General features: G+C 37.0%; 23 protein-coding genes. 14 read left to right on the plus strand and 9 right to left on the minus strand.

Going from position 1 to position 22,942, the window contains the following annotated elements; genetic code table 11:
* Positions 1-48: 48 nt before the first annotated feature.
* Positions 49-1,293: a hypothetical protein gene (locus ACST15_RS05595; RefSeq protein WP_459453706.1), complete on the minus strand. Its 1,245-nt coding sequence runs from the start codon at positions 1,291-1,293 to the stop codon at positions 49-51.
* 185 nt (positions 1,294-1,478) lie between these two features.
* Complete coding sequence (locus ACST15_RS05600; RefSeq protein ID WP_459453707.1) at positions 1,479-2,591, minus strand: MBL fold metallo-hydrolase; 1,113 nt, start codon at positions 2,589-2,591, stop codon at positions 1,479-1,481.
* A gap of 120 nt (positions 2,592-2,711) precedes the next feature.
* Here ACST15_RS05600 and ACST15_RS05605 point away from each other — a divergent pair, with 120 nt between their 5' ends.
* The gene (locus ACST15_RS05605) at positions 2,712-3,347 is read left to right on the plus strand and encodes a peptidoglycan DD-metalloendopeptidase family protein (RefSeq protein ID WP_459453708.1); all 636 of its coding nucleotides are present in this window, start codon (positions 2,712-2,714) and stop codon (positions 3,345-3,347) included.
* Here ACST15_RS05605 and ACST15_RS05610 read toward each other — a convergent pair.
* On the minus strand, positions 3,334-3,741 hold the full coding sequence (locus tag ACST15_RS05610; RefSeq protein ID WP_459453709.1) for a DUF1801 domain-containing protein: 408 nt from the start codon (positions 3,739-3,741) through the stop codon (positions 3,334-3,336). The two genes, ACST15_RS05605 and ACST15_RS05610, sit on opposite strands and share 14 nt — an antisense overlap.
* A gap of 116 nt (positions 3,742-3,857) precedes the next feature.
* Here ACST15_RS05610 and ACST15_RS05615 point away from each other — a divergent pair, with 116 nt between their 5' ends.
* The 6 genes from ACST15_RS05615 to ACST15_RS05640 all read left to right on the plus strand — a co-directional run bounded on the left by ACST15_RS05615 (position 3,858) and on the right by ACST15_RS05640 (position 8,844).
* Complete coding sequence (locus tag ACST15_RS05615; RefSeq protein ID WP_459453710.1) at positions 3,858-5,279, plus strand: adenosine deaminase; 1,422 nt, start codon at positions 3,858-3,860, stop codon at positions 5,277-5,279.
* Positions 5,280-5,326: 47 nt separating this feature from the next.
* Positions 5,327-6,334: an outer membrane beta-barrel protein gene (locus ACST15_RS05620; RefSeq protein ID WP_459453711.1), complete on the plus strand. Its 1,008-nt coding sequence runs from the start codon at positions 5,327-5,329 to the stop codon at positions 6,332-6,334.
* A 257-nt stretch (positions 6,335-6,591) separates the two neighbouring features.
* The gene (locus ACST15_RS05625) at positions 6,592-7,710 is read left to right on the plus strand and encodes a DUF1624 domain-containing protein (RefSeq protein WP_459453712.1); all 1,119 of its coding nucleotides are present in this window, start codon (positions 6,592-6,594) and stop codon (positions 7,708-7,710) included.
* Positions 7,711-7,794: 84 nt separating this feature from the next.
* Positions 7,795-8,004, plus strand: coding sequence for a toxin-antitoxin system YwqK family antitoxin (locus tag ACST15_RS05630; protein WP_459453713.1), 210 nt, complete (start codon positions 7,795-7,797; stop codon positions 8,002-8,004).
* A gap of 118 nt (positions 8,005-8,122) precedes the next feature.
* The gene (locus ACST15_RS05635; RefSeq protein WP_459453714.1) at positions 8,123-8,635 is read left to right on the plus strand and encodes a DUF2975 domain-containing protein; all 513 of its coding nucleotides are present in this window, start codon (positions 8,123-8,125) and stop codon (positions 8,633-8,635) included.
* A 2-nt stretch (positions 8,636-8,637) separates the two neighbouring features.
* Complete coding sequence (locus tag ACST15_RS05640; RefSeq protein ID WP_459453715.1) at positions 8,638-8,844, plus strand: helix-turn-helix domain-containing protein; 207 nt, start codon at positions 8,638-8,640, stop codon at positions 8,842-8,844.
* Between the two features lie 45 nt (positions 8,845-8,889).
* On the opposite strand, the gene ACST15_RS05645 is transcribed toward ACST15_RS05640, so the two are convergent.
* Genes ACST15_RS05645 through ACST15_RS05655 form a run of 3 tightly spaced genes read right to left on the minus strand, consistent with a single transcriptional unit; the run spans position 8,890 to position 13,208 of the window.
* Positions 8,890-10,275, minus strand: coding sequence for a TolC family protein (locus ACST15_RS05645; protein WP_459453716.1), 1,386 nt, complete (start codon positions 10,273-10,275; stop codon positions 8,890-8,892).
* A complete protein-coding gene (locus ACST15_RS05650) occupies positions 10,265-11,578 on the minus strand; it encodes an HlyD family secretion protein (RefSeq protein ID WP_459453717.1) in 1,314 nt (437 codons plus the stop codon). The genes ACST15_RS05645 and ACST15_RS05650 overlap by 11 nt, the downstream gene beginning before the upstream one ends.
* Position 11,579: 1 nt before the next feature.
* Entirely contained in the window at positions 11,580-13,208 is a 1,629-nt protein-coding gene (locus ACST15_RS05655) for a peptidase domain-containing ABC transporter (protein ID WP_459453718.1), read from the minus strand.
* A gap of 127 nt (positions 13,209-13,335) precedes the next feature.
* Here ACST15_RS05655 and ACST15_RS05660 point away from each other — a divergent pair, with 127 nt between their 5' ends.
* Positions 13,336-14,016, plus strand: coding sequence for a TetR/AcrR family transcriptional regulator (locus ACST15_RS05660; RefSeq protein ID WP_459453719.1), 681 nt, complete (start codon positions 13,336-13,338; stop codon positions 14,014-14,016).
* Between the two features lie 13 nt (positions 14,017-14,029).
* On the opposite strand, the gene ACST15_RS05665 is transcribed toward ACST15_RS05660, so the two are convergent.
* The gene (locus ACST15_RS05665) at positions 14,030-15,232 is read right to left on the minus strand and encodes a multidrug effflux MFS transporter (RefSeq protein WP_459453720.1); all 1,203 of its coding nucleotides are present in this window, start codon (positions 15,230-15,232) and stop codon (positions 14,030-14,032) included.
* A gap of 182 nt (positions 15,233-15,414) precedes the next feature.
* Here ACST15_RS05665 and ACST15_RS05670 point away from each other — a divergent pair, with 182 nt between their 5' ends.
* From ACST15_RS05670 to ACST15_RS05690, 5 genes are all read left to right on the plus strand, one after another.
* Positions 15,415-16,290, plus strand: a complete 876-nt coding sequence (locus ACST15_RS05670) for a DMT family transporter (protein WP_459453721.1) — start codon at positions 15,415-15,417, stop codon at positions 16,288-16,290.
* Between the two features lie 37 nt (positions 16,291-16,327).
* Entirely contained in the window at positions 16,328-16,915 is a 588-nt protein-coding gene (locus tag ACST15_RS05675; RefSeq protein WP_459453722.1) for a TMEM175 family protein, read from the plus strand.
* A gap of 108 nt (positions 16,916-17,023) precedes the next feature.
* Positions 17,024-17,950: an MBL fold metallo-hydrolase gene (locus tag ACST15_RS05680; protein WP_459453723.1), complete on the plus strand. Its 927-nt coding sequence runs from the start codon at positions 17,024-17,026 to the stop codon at positions 17,948-17,950.
* Positions 17,951-17,964: 14 nt separating this feature from the next.
* Complete coding sequence (locus ACST15_RS05685; RefSeq protein WP_459453724.1) at positions 17,965-18,501, plus strand: DUF2911 domain-containing protein; 537 nt, start codon at positions 17,965-17,967, stop codon at positions 18,499-18,501.
* A 118-nt stretch (positions 18,502-18,619) separates the two neighbouring features.
* Positions 18,620-19,483, plus strand: coding sequence for a ChaN family lipoprotein (locus ACST15_RS05690; RefSeq protein ID WP_459453725.1), 864 nt, complete (start codon positions 18,620-18,622; stop codon positions 19,481-19,483).
* A 6-nt stretch (positions 19,484-19,489) separates the two neighbouring features.
* Here ACST15_RS05690 and ACST15_RS05695 read toward each other — a convergent pair whose 3' ends face one another.
* Together ACST15_RS05695 and ACST15_RS05700 are read right to left on the minus strand one after the other, a co-directional pair.
* Positions 19,490-20,275, minus strand: coding sequence for a PhzF family phenazine biosynthesis protein (locus ACST15_RS05695; RefSeq protein WP_459453726.1), 786 nt, complete (start codon positions 20,273-20,275; stop codon positions 19,490-19,492).
* A gap of 121 nt (positions 20,276-20,396) precedes the next feature.
* Positions 20,397-22,007 carry a carboxylesterase/lipase family protein gene (locus tag ACST15_RS05700; protein WP_459453727.1) on the minus strand — a complete coding sequence of 537 codons (1,611 nt, stop codon included), beginning with the start codon at positions 22,005-22,007 and terminating at the stop codon, positions 20,397-20,399.
* 196 nt (positions 22,008-22,203) lie between these two features.
* On the opposite strand from ACST15_RS05700, the gene ACST15_RS05705 reads away from it, so the two are divergent.
* Complete coding sequence (locus ACST15_RS05705; protein ID WP_459453728.1) at positions 22,204-22,923, plus strand: NUDIX hydrolase; 720 nt, start codon at positions 22,204-22,206, stop codon at positions 22,921-22,923.
* Positions 22,924-22,942 lie beyond the last annotated feature (19 nt).

The raw sequence follows: 22,942 nt of genomic DNA on the forward strand, positions 1-22,942 counted from the left end.
TGATAAAAAAAGGCCTTCATTTATAGAATTGAAGGCCTTTTTTATGTTTTATTTAAACTGAAATAGTAAGGGGAAAACAAAGCAAACGATTGCTGCCCAGATCACATAAATTGGCAAATATTCCGCGATACTTTTGGCTACTTGATTAAGGTCAGATTTTCCTTGGCTAGCTTTAAATAGGGATTTGGCCACTAAAAGTAGATGAATAAATATCAATAAATTACTCCCTAAGACCGCAATTCGGTTGGGTGTAATTCCCCATTCTATGATGCGGAAACTAATAGCAGAAAGCGCAATTCCATTTACGATAATGGTTAAAGCTGAAAGACCCAATAAAAGCAACGTGGTTTTTGGGCCAGTTTCATGCTTTTCTGCCTCTGCTACTGAAAAAAGAATCAATGCCATGACGCCAATTAAAAGACCATTGAATATTAATAAAAACTCCCGATTTGTGTATGGGTCTTTGCCCGTGTATAGCATGGCAATCAAATAAATGAAAAGGAACACAAATACCACAGGGGTAAAGATTTTGGCAATAACGGGAGAAACATTTTTGACTAAAGTGGGGTTCTTTTGAATTAAAAAATTACCTAAAATAGGAGTACATGAAAGGCCACTAACAATCACATATTTTCCATAAATTTCTTTAATATCCAAGCCAATAATTTCAAATAAACCCAAGGAGATTGCTGTAAATAATCCTCCAGATAAAAGAATGATGGCACACATTACCAGTAAATCACCATGCATCCGTAAAAATTCGATTCTTTTGGAGTAATTAGATAAGTCTCCGCCTAAATAAGCATATGCCCAGATAGACCAGCCGATCAAAGGTAAATGAAGGCAGGCCAACAAAATGGAATCAGAGTGAGTGCTTGTGGGAAGTAGGTTGATGTAAATTACGGCCAAACAGCCAATACCTAATGGCAGAAGGAATTTAGAAAAAGCTAATTGCTCTTTCCAAATGAAATAAAAGCTTAAAACAGGAAAAACGACAAAAGATATATTTCTTTGGAAAAAGACATCCTGATTGAAGCCAAAGAATTGTGGTATTTGTGAGATAAGGGAAGCCAAAACAAATAAAGCTCCTATAAAAAGCAATTCGTTTCTGTCGCCTAAACCAATGCCTTCTTGTTTAAAATTTAAGCGCTGATTCCAAAATTGAACACTGGGTTCTTTGGAATATTCAGGAAAAACCAGGTTAAATTCTCTTTTAAAAGCAGCAGTATTTTCTCGGTAGAGGCTTTCTAGTTTTTCCGGATTGTTTAGATTTTGGATGATTTCGCTTTTCATGGTTTTAGAAGAAATGGGCTAAAAATTGCTTACAAAACGATTTTACTCGTGTATTTATTTCTTATAGAACACTTGGCGGTTTTATATCCACCTAAAGACTTACAAGCAATAACCGAATTCTTTGACCTATAATGAATGATTTTTTGCTCAATGGCTCATTTTTGGGAGTAAGCGGTTTCATAGGCTTATACAATCCCTTCCCACCAATTGTAAAATGTCGATTGATTATCCTTTAGGTCTACCAGTTCGCCAATTTTAGGAGTAATTACAGGAATATCTTGTTTTTTACTGTTTTCCCATAAGCGTTTTAAGGGTTCATCCCAAGGATGCACACTTAATTTAAATTTGGAATTATGTCCTGCAAAAATCTTTTTGGCATTTAATTCCTTGGCTGCGATGAAAATTTCTTCGGGCATTAAATGAATGTATTTCCAAGCTAAATTGTATTGGCCCTGTTCTATCAAGGCTAGGTCAAATGGTCCATATTTTTCGCCTATGTTTTTAAAGTGATGGTCATAACCACTATCTCCACCCAAGAATAGGTTGTGATGAGGGGTTTTTAAAACAAAAGACAGCCAAAGTGTTTTGTTTCTTTGTATCCCTCTACCTGAAAAATGTCTTGCTGGAGTGGCCGTTAATTTCCAATCTTTTTCTAATTCAATGGACTCATTCCAATCCAATTCCTCTATGATATCGGGAGAATAGCCCCAATGCTCTAGATGAGCTCCCACTCCCAAACCACAGATCACTCGCTTAACTTTTCCTTTTAATTTCAGAATCGTTTCATAGTCGAGATGGTCATAATGATCATGTGAAATAAGTAAATAATCTATATCGGGTAAGCTTTCTGCAGTATAGGGATCGGTTCCTTTAAATGAGGCATTTAACCAGGAAAAGGGAGCAGCATAACCACTTAAAACAGGGTCAATCAACAAGGTTTTGCCTTCTATTTGAAATAAATAAGAAGAGTGTCCGAACCAAATCATATAGTCGGTGCTAGGACTAATTTTGGTGAAATCAGTTTTTACCGTAGGCAATGCCACGCTAGGTTTAGTGCGGATGTTTTTACTGGTCATCACGCGCCACATGGAGCCTATTTTATTATTCTCCTCTGCAAATGTGGGCGTGTAAGATAGATTTTGAAATTCTCCATTTTTAAAATGAGGAGAGTTTTTAATCCGCTCCAGTCTTTTCCCTTTGGGGTTTGCACCCAAAACAGCTTTATTGAAGGCAATCCAAGAACCCAGCGAGATACTTGTTAATATTCCTAGAAAGCCTAGCATACGTCTTCTTTTCATAATTTAGTGGGCAATTTAATGTTTTTGTCTAATCTTTAAGCAAATTTCATTTTCCATGGGATGGATCATCAATTTTGTTTAAGGCTGTGGTTAAGCCATTCCATACTTATTTAGTGAACTATGATTTCTACCTTATTTGTTCCCCCGCTTTCGAATGCTAACACCCAAATCTTAGATTTAAGTGCACAAAATCCTATTTTTAATGCCGATGTATATCAAAATATTGGCCGATTTTGTCAGTTCATTCGGGAATCATTGGGAACGAACAAATATGGTTTAGGGGGTTATTTAGAGCATCGAAGGATGTATGAATCGCACGATTATTTTGCAACAGACCAACAAGACTTTCGAAATATTCATTTAGGCATTGACATTTGGGCGGAGGCAGGTACAGAAGTCTTTGCTCCCATGGATGGTATAGTACATAGTTTTCAAGTGAATGAAGGCTCAGGAAACTATGGGCCCACCGTGATTGTAGCGCATCAAATCCAGGGAGAACTTATCTACAGTTTGTACGGCCATTTGGCTACTCAAGATTTGGAAGGCTTGGTTTTGGGCCAAACTATTCAGCAAGGTCAATTGATTGGGCATTTGGGAAATTCATCTGAAAATGGTGGATGGCCCCCTCATTTACATTTTCAATTGATTCGAGATTTGCAAGGATTTGTTGGGGATTACCCAGGGGTTTGTTCACGTAGAGATATGGATTTTTATGCTCAAAATTGTCCTAATCCAGAACTTTTTAGGTTGGATTAATTTTCGTTTGTATTCTTTCTAACAAACCTCTTCTTTTGACGATATTCTTATAATCCCATTGTATGGTTTTGGCTTTTTGAAGCCATCTCCGTAAGTCTTCTTGGGGAATTTCTTCGAGGGTATTGAAATAAATTCCAGCGGCTTTAAACTTGCCTATCCCCTCTAAAGAATTTTCTTCAAAAGACTGCCCACTCCAGAATAGCAATTGAATCCCCCTTTTGAGTGAGCTATAGCCCACCACCGGATTATCCTGGATAAACCAGACGGGTATCGCATGCCAAATTTTACAAGTGGCCTCGGGCAATTCTTCCGAAATATATTGAGCCAAAAAGTTCCCAATTTTTGCTTCTTGGGGCGAAAGGGACTGATTAAATGCTTGTATGGCAGGGTTCATGGATTTAAATTATGTTTTAGGAATTATTCTTTTAGAGGTGTTTCTAGTTCAAATGTATTCAATTACCCGTAATTTTAAAGAGCCCTTTGAATCAACAAGTACCTTTATACTAATTCATGAAATACATTTTAGCCCTCATCTTTAACATACTTATTCCTGTTAGTCTTTTGGGGCAGGAGCAAAAAGCTGCACAATATTTGCAGAAAATTAGAAATAATGAGGCTCAGTTGACGGCTTTTATGGCCCAAATGCCCAAAGGAGGAGATTTGCATCATCATTTTAGTGGCTCTATTTACGCGGAACCCCTTTTGGAAAAAGCCATTAAATTGGATTACTACCTTCATACTGAAACGATGGCTGTGGCTAAGGATCAAGCGGGCCAAAAGAATTGGAAACGATTTTCTGAACTTGCCTCGGAGGGTCGATTGGAAGGGATTAAAAATGAGATTTTAAGGCGCTGGTCCGTAAAGGATTTTTATACAGGGTTTTATCCTTCTGATCAATTGTTTTTTGAGTCTTTTGATAAATTTTTACCGGCTCTACATGAAGAATATGCGCCTGGCATGGTGGAGTTAAAGAATCGGGCTATAGCCGAAAATGTGAGCTACCTTGAAACCATGTTTACTCCCGTTTATTCCAAGGTAAATATTCAAGATTTAACAGCTTATGATGCTGAATTACGTCAATTGATGCATCAGTCAGACCAACAAGCCGTTTTGAATTTACTGGAAAATATTTATTCGAAGTTGATGCAAAAGGAGTCGATGAATCAGGCGGTAATTTGGAATAATTCTTTCATTCAACATCTTCATGATAGCTTGAAAATTGACGATGAAAGATTTAGCATGCGGTATCAAAAGTATGTATTGAGATTCAAAAATCCCGTTGATTTATTTAAGGACATCGTCATTAGCTTTATGTCGGCTAACCAAAGTGATTTAGTGGTGGGGGTGAATATGGTGGCTCCTGAACATGGTGAAAATTCCATGAAGGATTATCGTTTACACATGTTGATGTTTCAGTTTTGTCACCAGAAATTTCCTCGAGTGAAATATTCTTTACACGCCGGGGAATTAGCCATGGGCCAAGTGGCCCCAGAAAATTTGACTTGGCATATTGATGAGGCTATTCATACAGCAAAAGCTAATCGAATTGGTCATGGCGTGGATATGCCTTATGAAAAGCATAGTTATGAGCTTTTGAGGTACATGAGTCACCAGAAAATTCCGGTTGAAGTGAACCTTGTTTCTAACCGATTTATTTTACAAATCAAGGGCGATAAGCATCCCATTAAATTGTACCACGATTTTAAGGTTCCGATGGTAATTAGTACGGACGATGCCGGTGTCCTTCGGACTAGTTTAACTGAGCAGTTTGTATTATTGGCTAAGTCCTATCCATTTTTTACCTATGCCAATATAAAGCAATTGGTATATAATAGTTTGGACTATAGTTTTATTAAAGAAGCGGCCATCAAACAGAAATTACGTCAAGATTTAGATCGAAGATTTAAGGAGTTTGAGGCAAAAATCCCTTGAAAACGGGCGTTTAAAAAATTGATTTTTCCTGCACCTGAATAAGAATTATGGGAAGCCTAGAAAATCTAGTGAATAAAATTTTACTTTTTATCTTCTTTACCTTTCCGCTTTTGGGTCAGCAAGATTCAACTACTAAATCTATTCTTGGATTTTACGCTTATGCAGAAGGATATTATTTGGTAGATCCAATTCAAAAAACAGCTCATGAAAAAGAGCCCATTTTTTTTAATCATGCCCATGCTAATCAGTGGGATTTAAATCTAGGAATCCTAGGAATTTCCCTAAAAAAGGGACCATTTAATGCCCAGATTTCAGGTATGTTAGGTTCATATGCCAGACGAAATTTAGCGAATGAACCTACGTTTTGGAGGAATGTTTTTGAAATGAATATTTCCTATCAATTAGCTAAAAATTGGTCCATCATGGCGGGTGTATTTCCGTCGCATTTAGGTTATGAATCTGTAAAAAATTCGGATAATTGGACTCTTTCTCGAAGTTTTATTGCAGAAAACTCTCCCTACTATGAGTCTGGAATAAGTATTAATTTTAAACCCAATGCTTCATGGTCTTACACGCTTCTTGGCTTAAGAGGATGGCAGCGTATTCATGAGTTAAGACCAGCCATTGGCACTCAAATTATATATACTTCAGCTAATTCTTGGATCTGGAATTCAAGTGGATTTATAGGAAATGAAGGTAATGGAACCCGCTTATTTCATGATTTTTATGTGGTTGTGCCCTTATCAAAAAAAATCAAGGCTGTCCTTATATCAGACTTAGGTTATCAACATGCATTTTGGCACGGAGAAGCTTTGATGGTGCAAGCCAAGCTAAGTGAAACATGGAAATTAGCAGGTAGACTGGAGCAATTTTCAGACCCCAATGCGATTATTTTAGCGCCAGAATCCAAATTTCAATCGGCTTCTATCAATACCGACTTTAGGCTTTTTCCTAAAATGATGCTTCGGGCGGAATGGAGGATTTATCAATCCTCAAACAATTCATTAAACATCAATTCTCCCGAATATATTTTCAGTGTCGTATTAGGCAAATAAATACCCTAAAATTATTTTAGATAAATGAAATGTTGGGGAGTAGGCATTGGCCTATTCCCTCAAAAAACAATATTTAGTGGAATTGTATATTCAAATACTGGAGCTATTTTATGTATTTTATTTTTAATTTAGGGAATATTGAGGATCTTGAAATGGCAAAGAATGAGTTCCCTTAATTAAGCATTTAAAGACTAAGAATTATTTACTGCCTTAAATGGATTATCTGGGTTGGACTATGATTAAAAAGTACATGTAACATGGTAAAAAGAGTAGAATCCATCGATTTTTTAAGGGGTATGGTAGTGATTCTCATGTTACTAGATCATGTGAGGGATTTGTTTCATATCCATGCTATTGATCAATCTCCCACGGATTTGGCTGTAACCAGTCCTTCTATTTTTTATACTCGTATCATCACCCATTTATGCGCCCCAATTTTTGTATTTCTAGCCGGAAGTTCAGCTTATTTGGTCTATCAAAGAACGGAAGATAAAGGGCAATTTCGGCTACGTATGATCCGCCGTGGGCTAGGTTTAATTTTGTTGGATTTAACGGTTGTTAATTTTGGATTGTTTGTTGATATTCATTTTGGACTAATACTCATTGACGTGTTAAGTGCCATAGGGTTTTCCATGGTGATCATCGGACTGGTTCATGGTTTTTCAACCAGGCAAATTTTAGGTTTGGCTATTGGTATTATCTTAATTCAGCAAGCCCTTTTGTTACTTCAACCTTCGTGGCTTCAGGCGCTTTCATTTTTAATTAGTCCCAATGCCTTTCCATTGCCTAATGGAACCCTTCTAGTTGTAGGTTATCCGCCGCTAGCTTGGTTAGGTATATGTTTATTGGGTTTTTCACTAGGGTATTATTTTAAGGAGAAATCGGATAAGGATTTTTGGCAAATGGGGCTAGTCTTTTTAACCGTATTTTTGGCGGTTCGATTCCTAAATTTAGGAGGAGATTCTCCGGCTTTAACTGATGGGACATGGGTCAAACAAGGGATGTCATTTTTCAATGTTTCCAAATATCCACCAAGCTTGAGCTTTACCGCCTTAACCTTAGGCATCATGTGTTTGTTGGTAAATTTACGTTCGGTTTTAGGGAAGAAATTAGTTGAAATTATTTCAAGTTTTGGACGAGTACCGCTATTCTTTTTTGTTAGCCACTGGTTTGTCCTCCACCTCCTTTTGTTTATTTTCATTTTTAATCAAGGCTTTCAGTGGGCTGATTTGGCATTCGGCTTTCAATTAAGTAGACCTAAAGCTTTTGTTGGATTGAGTCTTTCAGAAGTCTATATCATTTGGCTTTTAGTGGCATTATTCTATTATCCCATTTGTCGGTATTACTACCAATGGCAAGTGAAGAATAGAAATTAATGAGGTTATTTTTTAGGTCAATATTCTCCTTCATGAGGGAAGACCTATGGGCATGCTTTAACTAAGATTTAAACCGTACTAATTATGGAGGAAAAATATGAGCTTTTTCATCGAGATGGATCACTTTGGGCAAAGGGCCAGCATATCCAAGGTATTTATACGGGGTATTGGGAATGGTATCGAAAAGACGGTACCATTTTGCGCTCGGGTTTTTTCAATCAAGGTAAACAAACGGGCGAGTGGACTACCTATGATAAGGAAGGAAAGGTATATAAAGTGACGCATAAAAAATAAGGTTCTTGTTTAATAGCCATCCTTATCATCAATAAAAATTTATTGAAAATTATTATAAATTTATTGTTTATCAATAAATATTGTTTAAAATTTGCAAAACAATTTAAACAACAAATTAATGAAAACGAAAACACAGAGTATTTTAACCGTCATGAATGTGCTTTCTTGGGTCGCATTCATAGGCCTAATGATTAAATGTGGGGCTATACTTTTCACTTTTGCCCTGAGTCTATTCAATGAAATAGTCGCCAAAGATCTTTACGAAGGATGGAATTTGTATGAGCTTAAAAAATCGAGTTTAGTGGATTATAGCTTGGTGATTGCCTTGACAGCTGGCCTTTTGGCCATAAAGGCCTATGTAGCTCATTTGGTCATTAAAACCTTATCAAAAATTAATTTGTCCAATCCATTTCAATGGGAAGTCGCAAATTTGATGGAAAAAATAAGCATTATGATTTTGACTCTTTGGCTTTTATCTCTTGGCTCTTATGCTTATCAAGAGTATTTAGAGCTACCCAATTTAGAATGGAATGGAGGGGAAACACTTTTTTTGGCGGGGGTGATCTTTATTTTTGCCCAAATCTTTAAAAAAGGAATTGAGATACAATCAGAAAACGATTTAACTGTATAGATATGCCTATTGTTGTAAATCTAGATGTCATGATGGCAAAAAGAAAAATGTCTTTAAATGAACTATCCGAAAAGGTCGATTTAACCTTATCCAATTTATCCATATTAAAGACAGGGAAGGCTAAAGCCATTCGATTTAGCACTTTGGAGGCCTTATGTGAGGCTTTAGAGTGTCAACCGGCTGACATCCTAGCTTATCAAGCATCTTAGGGGAAAGAAGAGACAAAAGGCAAGTCGGTTTCTTGCCTTTTTTATTTAAATCAAAAGGCCGGCACTTGCTTGTAAGGCATAGACGGTTTTAAATAAATAGGCCTTTAGGTCCAATAATTTCTCAGCAGCCTCTAAGGCCTTTATCTCTCGGCTGTTGATTAAAAACAAGGATGATTCCCCTTGAGAAAATTTAGATTCTTCTGCCTTGGTTAAAGCTTGGTAACTGGTAACAGCTTTTTCCTGGGTTTGTATCTGTTTCTTAAGATTCTGAAATTGATTGAAATAGCTGTTTATTTTGATTTGGATCTGCTGTTTTTTCTGTGATAGTTGGATGGTCGTTTCCTCCACCTTCAACTTGGCGGTTTGGTATTCTCCTCTTCCAGATGAAAGCCGCAAAGGAAGTTCAAACTTGATTCCATATTGGTAATTATTAGCAAATAATGCACCAGCATTGGAGGAATATTTATCCTTCATGAGGTGATTGTATTGAAGGTCAATTTTGGGTAATAAACTTTGAAACTTTAATTTTTTCTCCACGTTAAGCCCTTCAATTTTGAAAAGATAGGCTTGTATTTCAGGATGAAAGGAATCAACTTTTTGTAAAATAGAATTCAGGTCTAAATCAAAATTAGAAAATAGACTAAAATCTCCCCATACTTCGGCTGGGCTTACGTCTTTTGTTAAGATGTTAGGCGTATTATTTTCTTGCCAGAGAAAGGCTGAAAGCTGAAGCGTCGAATTTTCATATTCTACCATTTTGGCTAGGTTTTGATTGTCCATGTACATGAACTGTGTGCTGGCCTCCAAGGTATCCACAGCGGGTCTATCACCTAATTCTACACTTCTTCTGACAAAATCTACTCGTTTTCTAGCCGCCTCTAAGTTTTGGTTCGTAATTCGTAGGGCTTGATAACATTTTAACCAATGCCAATAGGCTTCCATGGCTTCTAAAAACAATTGATTCAAAACGACCCTTTGTTCGGCAAAGGCCATTTTATTCATCAATTTGGCTTGTTGCAAGGCGGCTCTTCTTTTATCCATCAAGAGGTTTTTAGCCACAGGAATTTGAATTCCAATGTAGCTAGTTTGCCCCATGGTTTGGCTAATATCTAAACGATTTCCTTGTAAGTTTTCTACTCCCGCATTAAGCTCAATTCCATACCAAGTAGGAATACTAAGTTCCGGGGCATTGTATTGGTAATAACTGGCACCATCCAAGGTTTTACTCGCAATATAATGCCTTAAAATAGGATCAAACGCACCTCTTGACGCTAGAATTTGAGCATCAGATTTACGGATATCAATCTGGGCTTGACGTGCCACTGGATGATATTTTTCTACAATTTTTAAAAAGGCTTCTGGATGCAAGGTTTTGTTTTGCGCCCAAGACAAATTGGCCAGTAATAAAAACCAAATTATATTACTTTTCATAGGCAGTATTTTTATCTTGTTTAGCATGGTAGAAATCAGGAGGGAAGCCATTGATATTTCTCCATAATTCATACCAAAGAGGTACATCGTTTAACAAAATAATACCCTTAACTCCTGCACCAATTTTTATCTGCTTGGGCCATTTTTTAAAACGGGCGTCCTCTTGAACTATGACCCTAAAAAGGCCGTTTTCATTGATGGCATTTTCTACTACCAAAATCTTACCAGCGAAGGTACCAAAACTTTGCTCAGGCCATCCTCCAGAGAAAATAATGGCCGGGAAGCCATCGAATATGAATCTGATGGATTGCCCAGGAGAAATGAGGGGCAAATCCACAGGCCTAACAAATACTTCTACGGCATAATTTTCATTTTGAGGAACAATACTCAAAAGTTCTTCACCCTCTTTGATGATTTCCCCAATACCCGTTTTTTTACCCTGTACTATTTGGCCACTTTGAGGGGCTAAAATGTAGTACATGCCATTTCTAATGGAATAATTGGTGACTTGGTTAGCCAGCTTAGCTACTTCCCCTTTATTGGTTTCTATTTGTCCTAAACTTTGTAACCTTTCACTGTCTGCTTTATTGATTTTTTCATCGTATTCTTGATCCACACTTTTCAGTTCTATTTGTGTGTTATTGATTTCTTGAATAGTCTGATTTACCTTATTTTCAGACATGATTTTTTTGGCTAAAGCATTTTGTGCTGAAACGTTTCTTTGTTGGTATTGAGTCTGTGAAATCAAACCTTCTTTATACATCTGCTGATAACGGTCCAATTGATCTTTCGCCAAGTTTTGCTCATTGGTACTCGCTACTAATTCAGCTCTTTCGGCATTGATTTTTTGCTGAAGTTGAATCAACTTATTCGCTAGCTGACTTTTCTTTAATGTTTTTGATTGTTTTAAATTAGCTATTTGTGCTTCCGTGGCTTTTACTTTTTGGATGTAGTATTCCAATGACCCTTTTTTCGCGTTTAATTGGTCTTGGGTTCGACCAATTAAATTAGGATCTAAGTAATCATCCTTGATCTCACTTATTCTAACTAGGGTGTCTCCTGGTTGAACGATGTCTCCTTCTTTTACCCACCAATTCGTTATTTTACCGGCTATCGGGCTATAAATTTTTTGAGGCTTTTGTTCTTGGTATAGGCTGGTAATGTTTCCTTTGGTTTGAATATTTTGAGTCCATGGAAGAAAGATAATACCCAGGCTAATTAATAAAAGCCCGATAATCCAAAAGCGTATTTCGGTACTTTTGCCTTGCTGATAGATTAATTTGAATGACTTAAAATTTTCCATGTTATAAGTTGATTTGTTGATCAGTGGCACTTACATAATCTGGGTCATTCGACACGATGATGGTTGTGGCTTGATTCGCCGGGTTGATCAAATAGCTTTTCAAGCGTTCGGCACTAGGAAGATCTAGCCCACTCCATGGTTCTTCCAAAAGAAGTAAATTTTTGGAACCACAAATAGCCCGAAGTAATAATATTTTTCTGATGATGGTTTGGGGCGTTTTTTTGCCTATTGGCTCTATTTGATGGTCAAATCCTTTCGGGAAATGGGAGATAAAATTCTCAAAACCTAACTTTTGAGCAGTTTCCATTATGACTTTGGGACTTATCTCTTCTTGTCCTAGGCTGATATTTTCCCAAACGGTTCCTCCAAAAATTTCTTGGCCATGTAATAAAACACCTGTATGTTTTCTTAAACTGGCTAAACTATAATTTTGAAGAGGGATGTGGTTGATTAAAATAGACCCTTTAAAACTCTGGTAATTTCCTGTCAGTAATCTTAAAAACATGGATTTACCAGCGCCTTCTTCTCCCAACACAGCCACTTTTTCGCCTGCTTTAATGTGCAAAGAAAGGTTTTCAAAAATAGGACTACCTGATGGGAATTGGAAAGACAATTGGTTAATTTCTATTTGTATCCCTTGCGCAACATTTAGCTCAAGTTCACCAGAAGATTCCATGGGGCTTTCTACCACGCTAGCCAATTTCTCTAAGCCTGTAATCACATCATAAGCACTGTCTAGACTAGTGATCAATTTTTCAACGGCACCTATTACCATCAAAATCACAATTTCTGCAGCAATGAATTCACCTAAGTTGATTTGTTGATTAATTAATAAATAGGCACCTAAGGAAAGGGTTAAAATGGTCAAAACGACTTTAAATGTGACTAAGGTTTTATACTGAAATAATAATACATGAAAGTGCTTAGTTCTTGCTAACAGATATTGACTCACATTATTATCTGTTCTATCGATATTTAAGTTAGAGCCCTGGCTGAATTTAAAAGACTTGACAGTTCGAGCGATTTCACTAAAGAAATTAGCTACGCCATATTTATAATTAGATTCCTCTATGCTGGTTGCAATACCCACTTGACTAGTTCCGTACAATATAAAAACTAACGTGAGTAATAAGGCTATACTAAATACGATGAAAAATGGATGGTATAAAGACAATAAAATCGTTCCAAAAAGAATCTGTACACTCGCCATAGGAATGTCTAGCAAAATCTTTGCGAATCCTTTTTGAATATTGACAATGTCAAAGAACCTAGATACTTTTTCTGGGATGAAGTATTGGTCATTTTTCATCAAATCCATTTTGGGGATTTTAACTGCAAAGTCATACGAATATTGAGTGAATATTTTTTGTTGCAATGCCTCAATAATCTTCATTTGATTGATTTGGAGCAGACCTACTAAAAATACACCCAATACGATTAAAAAGATTAAAATGTAGATGGAGGTAACCATGGTGGCACCCATTACCAGACCTATGATGGACTGTACACCCAAGGGAAGACTTAAATTCACTAAACCACTTACTATTGAAAACAAATAAATGGATGTGATCTCTTTTTTATGATCACCGACCAGTTTGCTTATTCGATCAATGGGTTGTTTTTTCATCATACATGCTTATTTCTCAGACAAAATTAAAACACTTTTTTAAATAATAGTAATACTATTACGAATAAAATTAAAAAATGTTTTGAGATAGTATTTCTATCATTTATGTTTGTAAAATATTTCTAAGGGCATGGACTATTCATTAAGCTTTAAGGTCAATGATAAAATCTACTTGCGAGATCCAGAAAGTACTGAACTGGGGAAGCAAATAGTGAAACATTCCATAGATTTAATTTTTCAATTGGGTTTTGAACATTTTACGTTTAAAAAACTCGCGGTTGAAATGAATACGACCGAGGCGACCATCTATCGTTACTTTGAAAATAAGCATCGCCTCCTTCTTTATATTCTAAATTGGTATTGGTCTTACATGGAATATTTGGTGGTAATCCAGCTAGAACCTATACAAAATTCAAAATCTAAGTTAGAAAAATTAGTTGAGCTTCTAACGCGTGCTTTGCCCGAGAGTATTGGTCAGACGGATTATAACAAGAATTATTTACATCAAATAGTGGTCTCAGAGAGCAGCAAGGTGTATTTGGTTAAAGAAGTTAAGGAAATCAATCAACATGAGGTTTTTAAACCTTACAAGGATTTATGTGAGCGTATTTCTAGTTTGATACAAACCTATGACTCAAATTATTTATATCCTCACTCTTTGAGTAGTACCTTGATAGAGACCTCTCATTCTCAATTATTCTTTAGTATGTATTTGCCAAAATTGACGGATTGTCAAAACGAGAATAAGCAAATATTTGTAGAAAAATACCTCAAGGATTTACTTTTTACTTTGCTTAAGAGTACTCATTAATACCGTCAATAGCTTAGGCTTGAACAGGCTGAAAGTATTTTTTCCCCAGTACAAATAAAATAAAATTGGCAGATAAGGCGCAAAAGACCATGATGATAGCCATGGTAAAAGGAGTACCATCAAAAAGTAACCCTAGTAAGGTTGCGCAGATAGATCCCCAGGCCATTTGCATAGCCCCCATCATGGCAGAGGCCGCACCAGCCCCTTCATGGAAAGGTTGTAAAGCCAGACTGATGATATTCGGAAATACTAAACCCTGACAAGCCAAAATCAAGAAAAGAAGTAGGATATTGATTTGAATATTAATCAATCCAAATTTAGATAATAGGGCAAGGGTAATCCCCAATATTAACTGAAGGGGTAAAACAAAAGAAAGAACTTGTTGGCTACTGAAACGTTTTAATATCCAGTGGTTAAACTGACTAGCACCAATAATCCCAGATGCCACCATGGCAAATATCCAACCAAATTGCTTTTCATCAGCATGGTAAAAATTCAAAAAAGTAAGGGGGGCACCTGAAACAAAGGTAAAGATACAACCGGAGCCTATGGCCCCTGAAATAGCGAAAGTTAAAAACTGTTTTTCAGGTAAAAGTGCCACGTAGGAGGTTAAAATACTTCCCAATTTAAATGGCCCTTTCGGGTGTTTATTGATTTTTTCTGGTAACCAACTTTTGATCAAGAAAATGATGAAAAGCGTAATAATTCCCAACAATACAAAGATGATGTTCCAGTTAGTAATTGTTAAAAGCAAACTACCTAAGGAAGGAGCTAAGATGGGAGAAACCCCCAGAATTAGCATCATCAAGGAAAGAATTTTAGGTCTTTCGGCTTCTTTAAATGTTTCTCGAATGATGGCGTTAGGGGCAACCATTCCAATACTTCCACCAATGGCCTGAAAAAAGCGCCAAATGATGAGTTGTTCCACGGTGAAGGAGAATGCTGAGCCGAATGAACTGATGACGTAAATACTTAGTCCAATGTATAGGACATTTTTTCTGCCATAATGGTCTAGAAGGGGCCCATTGACTAATTGCCCTAGACAAATACCAAAAAAGAAGCTAGATAAGGTATAGCCCATTTGTTCTTGAGAACAATGCAAGGCTGCCGCCATATTTTTAAAGGCAGGCAAATACATATCAATGGATAAGGGCCCTATCGCAGATAGTATTCCGAGAATTAATATAATTTTGGTCCGATTTGACTTTTTTGACATGTAGTGTAGGTATTTTTTATCTAGAAAAGGGACGCAAAATTAATCCCAAAATATGGTTTTCAATAGTTTATTTTAAAAGAAGATTTCTTTTCTTTGTTAGCAAGGCAAGAAATGCCATTTTTTTAATCAATTTTATCTAATGCGATTATGGCATTTCCCTACCAGCCCCTCAGCTAGATTCCATGAAAAATGTCGCTTTTGGCCTTTTATTTGCTATGTTGTGGTCATCTGCGGCAGTGGCCACAAAAATGGGAATTCTTTCGGTTCATCCCTTTATTTTAGCCAATGTTCGCTTAGTTTTTGCAGGTATTTTTATTTTGTTTATCTCTTATTTCTTTCGGCCCCAACATCGGATAAAACCGAGCTGGAAAGAGCTGAGGCAATTATCCTTTTTTGGCTTATTTAATTCCACCATTTACCTAGGAGCCTTTGTCATGGCTATTAAATTCCTAAGTCCGGGGATTGGTAGTTTGGCCACCGCTACAAATCCTATATTCATTACTATTCTTTCGGCTCTTTTGTTACAAAGAAAACCTCAAGTAAAAGAAATGGGAAGTTTAGTACTAGGCTTAGCCGGAATTTTGATTGCATCTTATCCCCAATTACAAGTAGAGCCGGCCGTATGGAAGGGTTTGGTGATTTTAATTGGTGGTATTATCACCGTTTCTGCGGCTACGGTTTATTATGTTCGAACAGATTGGAAGTTAAATTCATTGGTTATTAATGGTTGGCAGGTTTTATTGGGGGGAATTTTCATGTTGCCATTTACTACCAGTTTTGCTTCATTTCAGGAGGCAAATTTTGATCTACGCTTTTTGTTTGCAGTAAGTTGGTTAATCATTCCAGTGTCTATTATAGCCTTATGGTTATGGTTTTATTTGATTGATCAAGACCCCATTTCAGCCTCATTATGGATTTTTCTTTGTCCCCTATTTGGCTACTTTTATGCCTATCTATTTAGTGGCGAAACTATTACCATTTACACGCTTATAGGAACGGTTATTGTAATTGTGGCTTTGTATGTAGGTAAAAAACAAATGCCCAGTTCGTCAGATTAGTTCAAATTTTTTATACCTTTCCAAAAATTGTATTCCTGTGACTACCAATCGTTTAGAAGCCTTTAGTGATGGGGTATTAGCCATCATCATTACCATCATGGTTTTGGAATTAAAAGTTCCTCATGGAGCAAGTTTTGAGGCATTGGAGCCCTTAATGCCTAAATTTCTTTCCTACCTGTTTAGTTTTATTTATGTGGGGATTTATTGGAATAATCACCATCATATGTTTCAAGCCATAGAACGGGTTAATGGGAAAGTTTTATTAGCCAATTTGGCATTATTATTTTGGTTATCTCTATTGCCATTTGTTACGGGATGGATGGGAGAAAACGACTTTGCGAAAAATACAGTAGCCTTATATGGTTTTGTTTTATTGATGTGTGCTTTAGCCTTTTTAGTATTGGAAAAACTAGCCATTAAACATGAAGGACATGAGTCGACCATCGGTCAAGCACTAACTGACCGATGGAAGGAGAGAATTTCTACGGGTGGATATTTTTCCGGTATAATAATTGCCTTTTTTTATCCCATGGTAAGCTTATTGATATTTTATGGGATTGCCATTTTATGGATTATTCCTGATTCAAGAATTGAACAGGCATTAAATAAAACTCCCGAAAATTGATTAATTCCCATAAAATAGGGGGATTTCGTGAGATTACTTTATGTTTTGGTCTCAAAAATTAAAGCCATTGGTATTACTCAATTACATTTGAATTTAAACGTAATAGAAATGATAAAACGTCGACAGTTTATTCAAGGCTCTGCCAATACCTTGTTGCTTTCATGTCTTCTAGGGTCAAAATCATCCCTATTTGCACAGTCATCTTTATATCAAGGTCCAGCTTTTACCTGGAAAGATTTACGTGGGGGTATTTCTCTTTTTAGTGAAAGAGGGGGTACCATAGCGGTATTGAAAACTAAGGATGGATATGCAGTAGTCGACACACAGTTTCCTGACCAATCCCAACATGTTATCGATGAGTTGAAAAAACAATCCGATCAGAAAATTCAGCTATTGATGAATACCCATCATCATGGGGATCATACCAGTGGGAATATTGCTTTTAAAGGAATAGTTAATCGAGTGGTGGCTCATGAGAACTCATTGAAAAACCAAATAGCCGCCGCCGCACGCGCGAAAACAGAGGACAAACAATATTATCCTACCGAAACCTTTCAAGATACCTGGACAGCTAAAATCGGTAAAGAAAGAATTAGGGCTCATTATTTTGGGCCGGCACATACTAACGGAGATGTGGCCATTCATTTTGAGCATGCCAATGTTGTCCATTTAGGTGATTTATTCGGCAATAAGCGGTATCCTATCATCGATCGCAGTGCTGGAGCTAGTGTGGCTAATTGGATTCATGTGAATGATAAAATTCAAAAGCAGTTTGATAAGGACACCATTTTTACTTACGGTCATGCCTTTAACCCAACGGAAATTACCTGCAAAAAAGAGGATTTACTGACTTTAACCGATTATTTAGAAAAATTAATTATTCATGTATCTGCCGAAATTAAAAGCGGTAAAACAAAAGAGGAAGTCATGAAGTTAAGCGCGGTAAATGGAGTTCAAGGAATGAACGGAGATTTCTTAAAGAATAATTTCCAAATGGCTTATGAAGAATTAACAGAAAAAAATACTAAACAATAAACACCCATAATCGTATGAAAATCAACACATTTTTAAAGCCTATTTTAGCTGTATGCTGTCTTTTGATGGTGACAAGTAGTTCATTTGGACAAGATGCACCACGTCCACCACAAAGCCCTAAAGTAACGGTAACTGGAACTATTGGAAAAGCCAATGTTTCGGTTGTCTATAGCAGCCCATCTGTAAAAGGAAGAAAAATTTGGGGAGAATTAGTGCCATTTGGTAAAGTTTGGAGAGCAGGGGCTAATTCAGCCACAATCATTGAAACCGATGCAGATTTGAACATTGCTGGAAATACCTTAGCAAAGGGTAAATACAGTATTTATATGTTGCCAAGTGAAGGTGATTGGCAAGTGATTTTCAGTACAGAAGTAGGTCAGTGGGGCATCAAAAGAGGAGGCGAAACAACCAGAAATCCAGAAAAAGATGCCTTTACGATTACTGTCAAAACAAGTAAATCTGATTTTAAAGAAGCCTTGGAATATAAGCTAGTTCCTGCTGGACTTACTTTTGGATGGGAAAATGTAAGCCTATTAATTCCAATAAAATAAATTTACACCGTAGTTCTACCCAGAAGCGGCCATTTTTGGCCGCTTTTTATTTTTATAGTAGTCTCGTATTTTGATGTGCAAATTTTTTCTAATTTGAAGAAAATCAACAGCTAAAGAAATGATGAATTTGACAAGGCGAATCTGCTTATTGCTAATACTACTTTTTCCTGCCGGCCTTTTCGCACAAGATAAACCTGCTTACCGCTTATTTAATGCCCAAGGAAAGGAAGTTTCCTATCAGAAAATGATCAAGCATTTACAAAAACAAAACGTAGTGCTCATTGGGGAATTACATAATAATCCCATCAGTCATTGGTTAGAACTAGAGATTGTTCAATCCTGTTTTTTACAGAGAAAAATCATATTAGGAGCTGAGATGTTTGAACAAGATAATCAAGGGGCATTGTCGGCCTATCTAGCTGGAAAAATTTCAGCCAAGGGTTTAGATTCTAGCGCCAGACTTTGGAAAAATTATAAGACAGATTATGCTCCCTTAGTAAATTTTGCTAAAGAAAATCAAGTCCAATTTATTGCGACAAATGTGCCCAGAAAGCATGCTAGTATGGTCTCTAAGGGCGGTTTCGAATCTTTAAATGCCTTAAGTGAAGAGGAAAAATCTTGGATAGCTCCTTTGCCCATTCCCTACGATAGCCAATTACCAGGCTATCAAAAAATGATGACAATGATGGCAGGACATGCCACCCCCAATATGCCTAAAGCTCAAGCCTTGAAAGACGCCACGATGGCTCATTTTATTTTGAAAAACTGGTCAGAACCTCAGCTATTTATTCATGTCAATGGCTCCTACCATTCAGAGAATTATGAAGGAATTTCATGGTATTTAAGGTTAGCTAAACCAGAAATTAAGATAGCCACGATAGCCACAGTTAGTCAAAAAGATATTAAAAAACTGAGCCCCGAAAACAGTCAAATTGCGGATTATATTATTTGTGTAGTGGAGGATATGACATCTACCTATTAGTGGCTTTTAGACAAAAATTTCGCCCTGTAAATACAAAACGCAAGTCCCACTTATTTTCACCCGGTCACCTAGGAGTTCACAGGCTAAATCACCTCCTCGAGGGGAAAGTTGCTTGGCTTTCAGTTGGGTTTTATTTTTTTGTTTTGCCCAATATGGCATCAGGGTGGTATGCGCTGAACCAGTAACAGGATCTTCATTGATCCCTGATTGTGGCCCAAAAAATCTAGAAACGAAATCGACTTCATTCCCAGGTGCGGTGATGATAATCCCGCGGGCAGGTAATTTGGCGATTTTAAGAAAATCAGGTTTCATCTTCGCTATTTGATCCTCGTTTTCATAGACAAATAGAAAATCAGTTTTGCCCCTGAAAACTTCCTTGGTGGTGATATCCAATCCTTTAAACTCATTCCAATCAAAATCAATTTGTTGGATGTCATCTGCAGGGAAATTCAAGGTTAGCAAGTCGCCATTTCTTTCAACACTTAAATCCCCACTTCGAGGTGAAAAAAACACGATTTCATCAGAAACGATGCCTAAGTGATGATATAATACAAATGCTGCAGCCAGGGTGGCATGACCACATAAATCCACCTCTACACTGGGAGTAAACCATCGGATGTCAAATTTATCCCCATTCTTAACGATAAAGGCGGTTTCTGCTAAATTATTTTCTGCCGCAATTTTTTGCATTAAGTCCGAATCCAACCATTGATCTAAAGGGCAAATGGCGGCAGGGTTTCCTGCAAACAATTGATTCGTGAATGCATCTACTTGGTATAAGGGTAATTTCATGGATGTACATTTAATCCCGTAAAATTATGGATCTATGGGAGATTAATATACCCACTCATCCCATTTTAGTAAACAAAAAAGCCCCGACTTTTGTCGAGGCTTTTTGCTAGGTAGAAACGGCTTAATTCGTTTTTACTAATTCAAATAATTCTTTGTCCATTTGAGGTTTAACGACACATGAATTATCAAAGTGCATGGTTGAGGTATTTGATGTATTGTAGGTAGGCCATGTAGGCAATCCTTTGTGATTTGGATTTCCTAAACGAGCGAAATTAATCCAAGCTTGACTCATTTTATCGGCTAATGCGTAGGCTTCTTTAGTACCTCCTGTCATCTCTTCACAACGAGCGATGTTATTAAAACAGAAAGGAAGTTCAACGCAGTGAATGGCCTTGTATTTTCCATCAAAAACGGGAGATTGCCAGGTGAATAAATACATATACACGGGAGCTCCACCAGCCACTGCAGATTTAATGTTGGCTTGGTCTACTGCACCAGGTCTGAACCTAGTGTCTACGTCCATTAAATCAGTTGGTTTGGTATCAGCAGGATAAGCTTTCTTCACAGCAGCTTTATATGCTTCTGCCTTTGCACCATAGGTTTTTTGAAGGTATGCTTCTACTTCCGCCATGGAAGCATCATGACTTATACCTGAAAAAAGGGTTGGCATAAATTCATTTTTCACTGTTCCAATCAGCAAAGGGACTTGTTTGGATAATTCCATAGCTTCTGCTGACATGGGCTGATAAGGTAATAAATTGGCATCGATACTCGGACCCCAGCTCAAGCCAAATCCACCCACAACTTTTCCTGCTGCTTTTAATTTAGCAGAAACCGCTTGCAAGGCTTTTTGACCTGCTGCAGCTAAGGCAGGGAAAGGAACTTTTTGTAAACTATCTACCTTAGACTCATCGATATGTAAGGCATTTAATACTTCCTTGGTGATGGCTTGGGTTACCGACTTATCCTGCATATTGGTGGTAAAGGCACCACTTTGATTGATGGCTTTATGGAATAAACCTTTGGCAGATGGCATGGCCATTAGGGTATTTACTTTTGCCCCGCCACCAGATTGTCCAAATATGGTCACATTTGATGGATCGCCACCAAATTGACTGATATTTGCTTTTACCCATTCCAGAGCAACTTTCATGTCCAAAACAGAATTATTGGCGGAGGTTTTATATTTATCCCCGTAAGCGGATAAATCTAAATACCCCAAAATGTTTAATCGGTGATTGATTGACACCACAACTACATCGCCTTTTTTCGCTAAATTTTCCCCATCATATGAAGGTAATTCTTGTGAAGATCCTGAAGTAAATCCACCTCCATGTATCCAGAATAATACCGGTCTTTTCTTACCGTCATTGATACCCGGAGTCCAAACATTAACACGCATGCAGTCTTCATTGGGGTAACCCCAAGAGTGATTGTAAACAAATTCGGATTCATCAGCTACTTGGGTCGTTGGCGTCAATAAATAAGCAACAGGGCCATAGCTGGTGGAACTGCGTACCCCATTCCATGGCTTGGGTTTATGAGCTGTCTCAAATCTACCCGCCTCCGCATAAGGAATTCCTTTGTAGGTATAAATACCCCCATGCACATAACCGCGTACTTTACCGGCATCTGTTGATACTACGGCTACATTTTGCCCCGTAGTTACCTGAGCTTGTAGTGACATGCCCGCTAATAGGAATAGGCCTACTAATAAACTAGCTTTTTTCATTTTTGTATATTTTAAATTTTAGAGAATTTCAACTTTAAATCATCTTGACACGCTATTTTCTCTTTGTATCAATTTGATAATTTAGCCAAATGTAATAAAATATTTTGATTTTCTATTTTTTAGAAAATCACTTTGATAAAAACATTTTCTTCTTAAAATTTGTCAATAAATTAGTGTTGAAATAAATCAAAATTCTTTGAAATCCACCAAACATATTGCTCAACTGACCTTGGATTGTGTCATTTTTGGCTTTCATCACAAGAAACTCAAGCTTATTTTAAGCAAACTCAAGTTAGCGGAGGAAATATATGCCCTGCCAGGAGGTTTTATTTTACAAGAAGAAGACATAGAAGATGCGGCAAAAAGAATATTATTTGAAAGAACAAGCATCCAAGATGTGTATTTGGAGGAATTTGGAACTTTTGGTCGGGTTAATCGTATGTCTGATGAAGAATTCCAACTCTTTTCTGGTTTAGCCAAAGAGCTATATCCTGATGTAGAACCTCCGGTTAACGAGGAAAATAAAAAAATGCGCATCATTAGTATTGGGTATTATGCCTTGGTTGATTTTGAAAAAGTGATACCCAAAAAAATTGATTTAGATGAAAGTGTTGGCTGGTATGATATCAATGAATTGCCAAAATTGATTTTTGATCATCAAGAAATGGTTCAAAAAGGATTGAAAGTGCTTCAAGAAAACTTAGATAAAAAATTACTTTTCAATAACCTATTACCCGAGACCTTCACCTTGAAGAACATTCAAGAATTATATGAAACGGTGTATGGAAAGGCATTTCCTGCCAATAACTTTCAGAAAAAAATGTTGGATTTACAGATATTGGAGCGGCTTGACAAAAAATTTACGGGAGCTAAGAGTAAAGCACCATATTTATATCGTTTGAAATCCAATAAGTAAGCTTGGTGGAAACAGTGAT

The sequence above is a fragment of the Aquirufa sp. Wall-65K1 genome, from assembly GCF_054558475.1.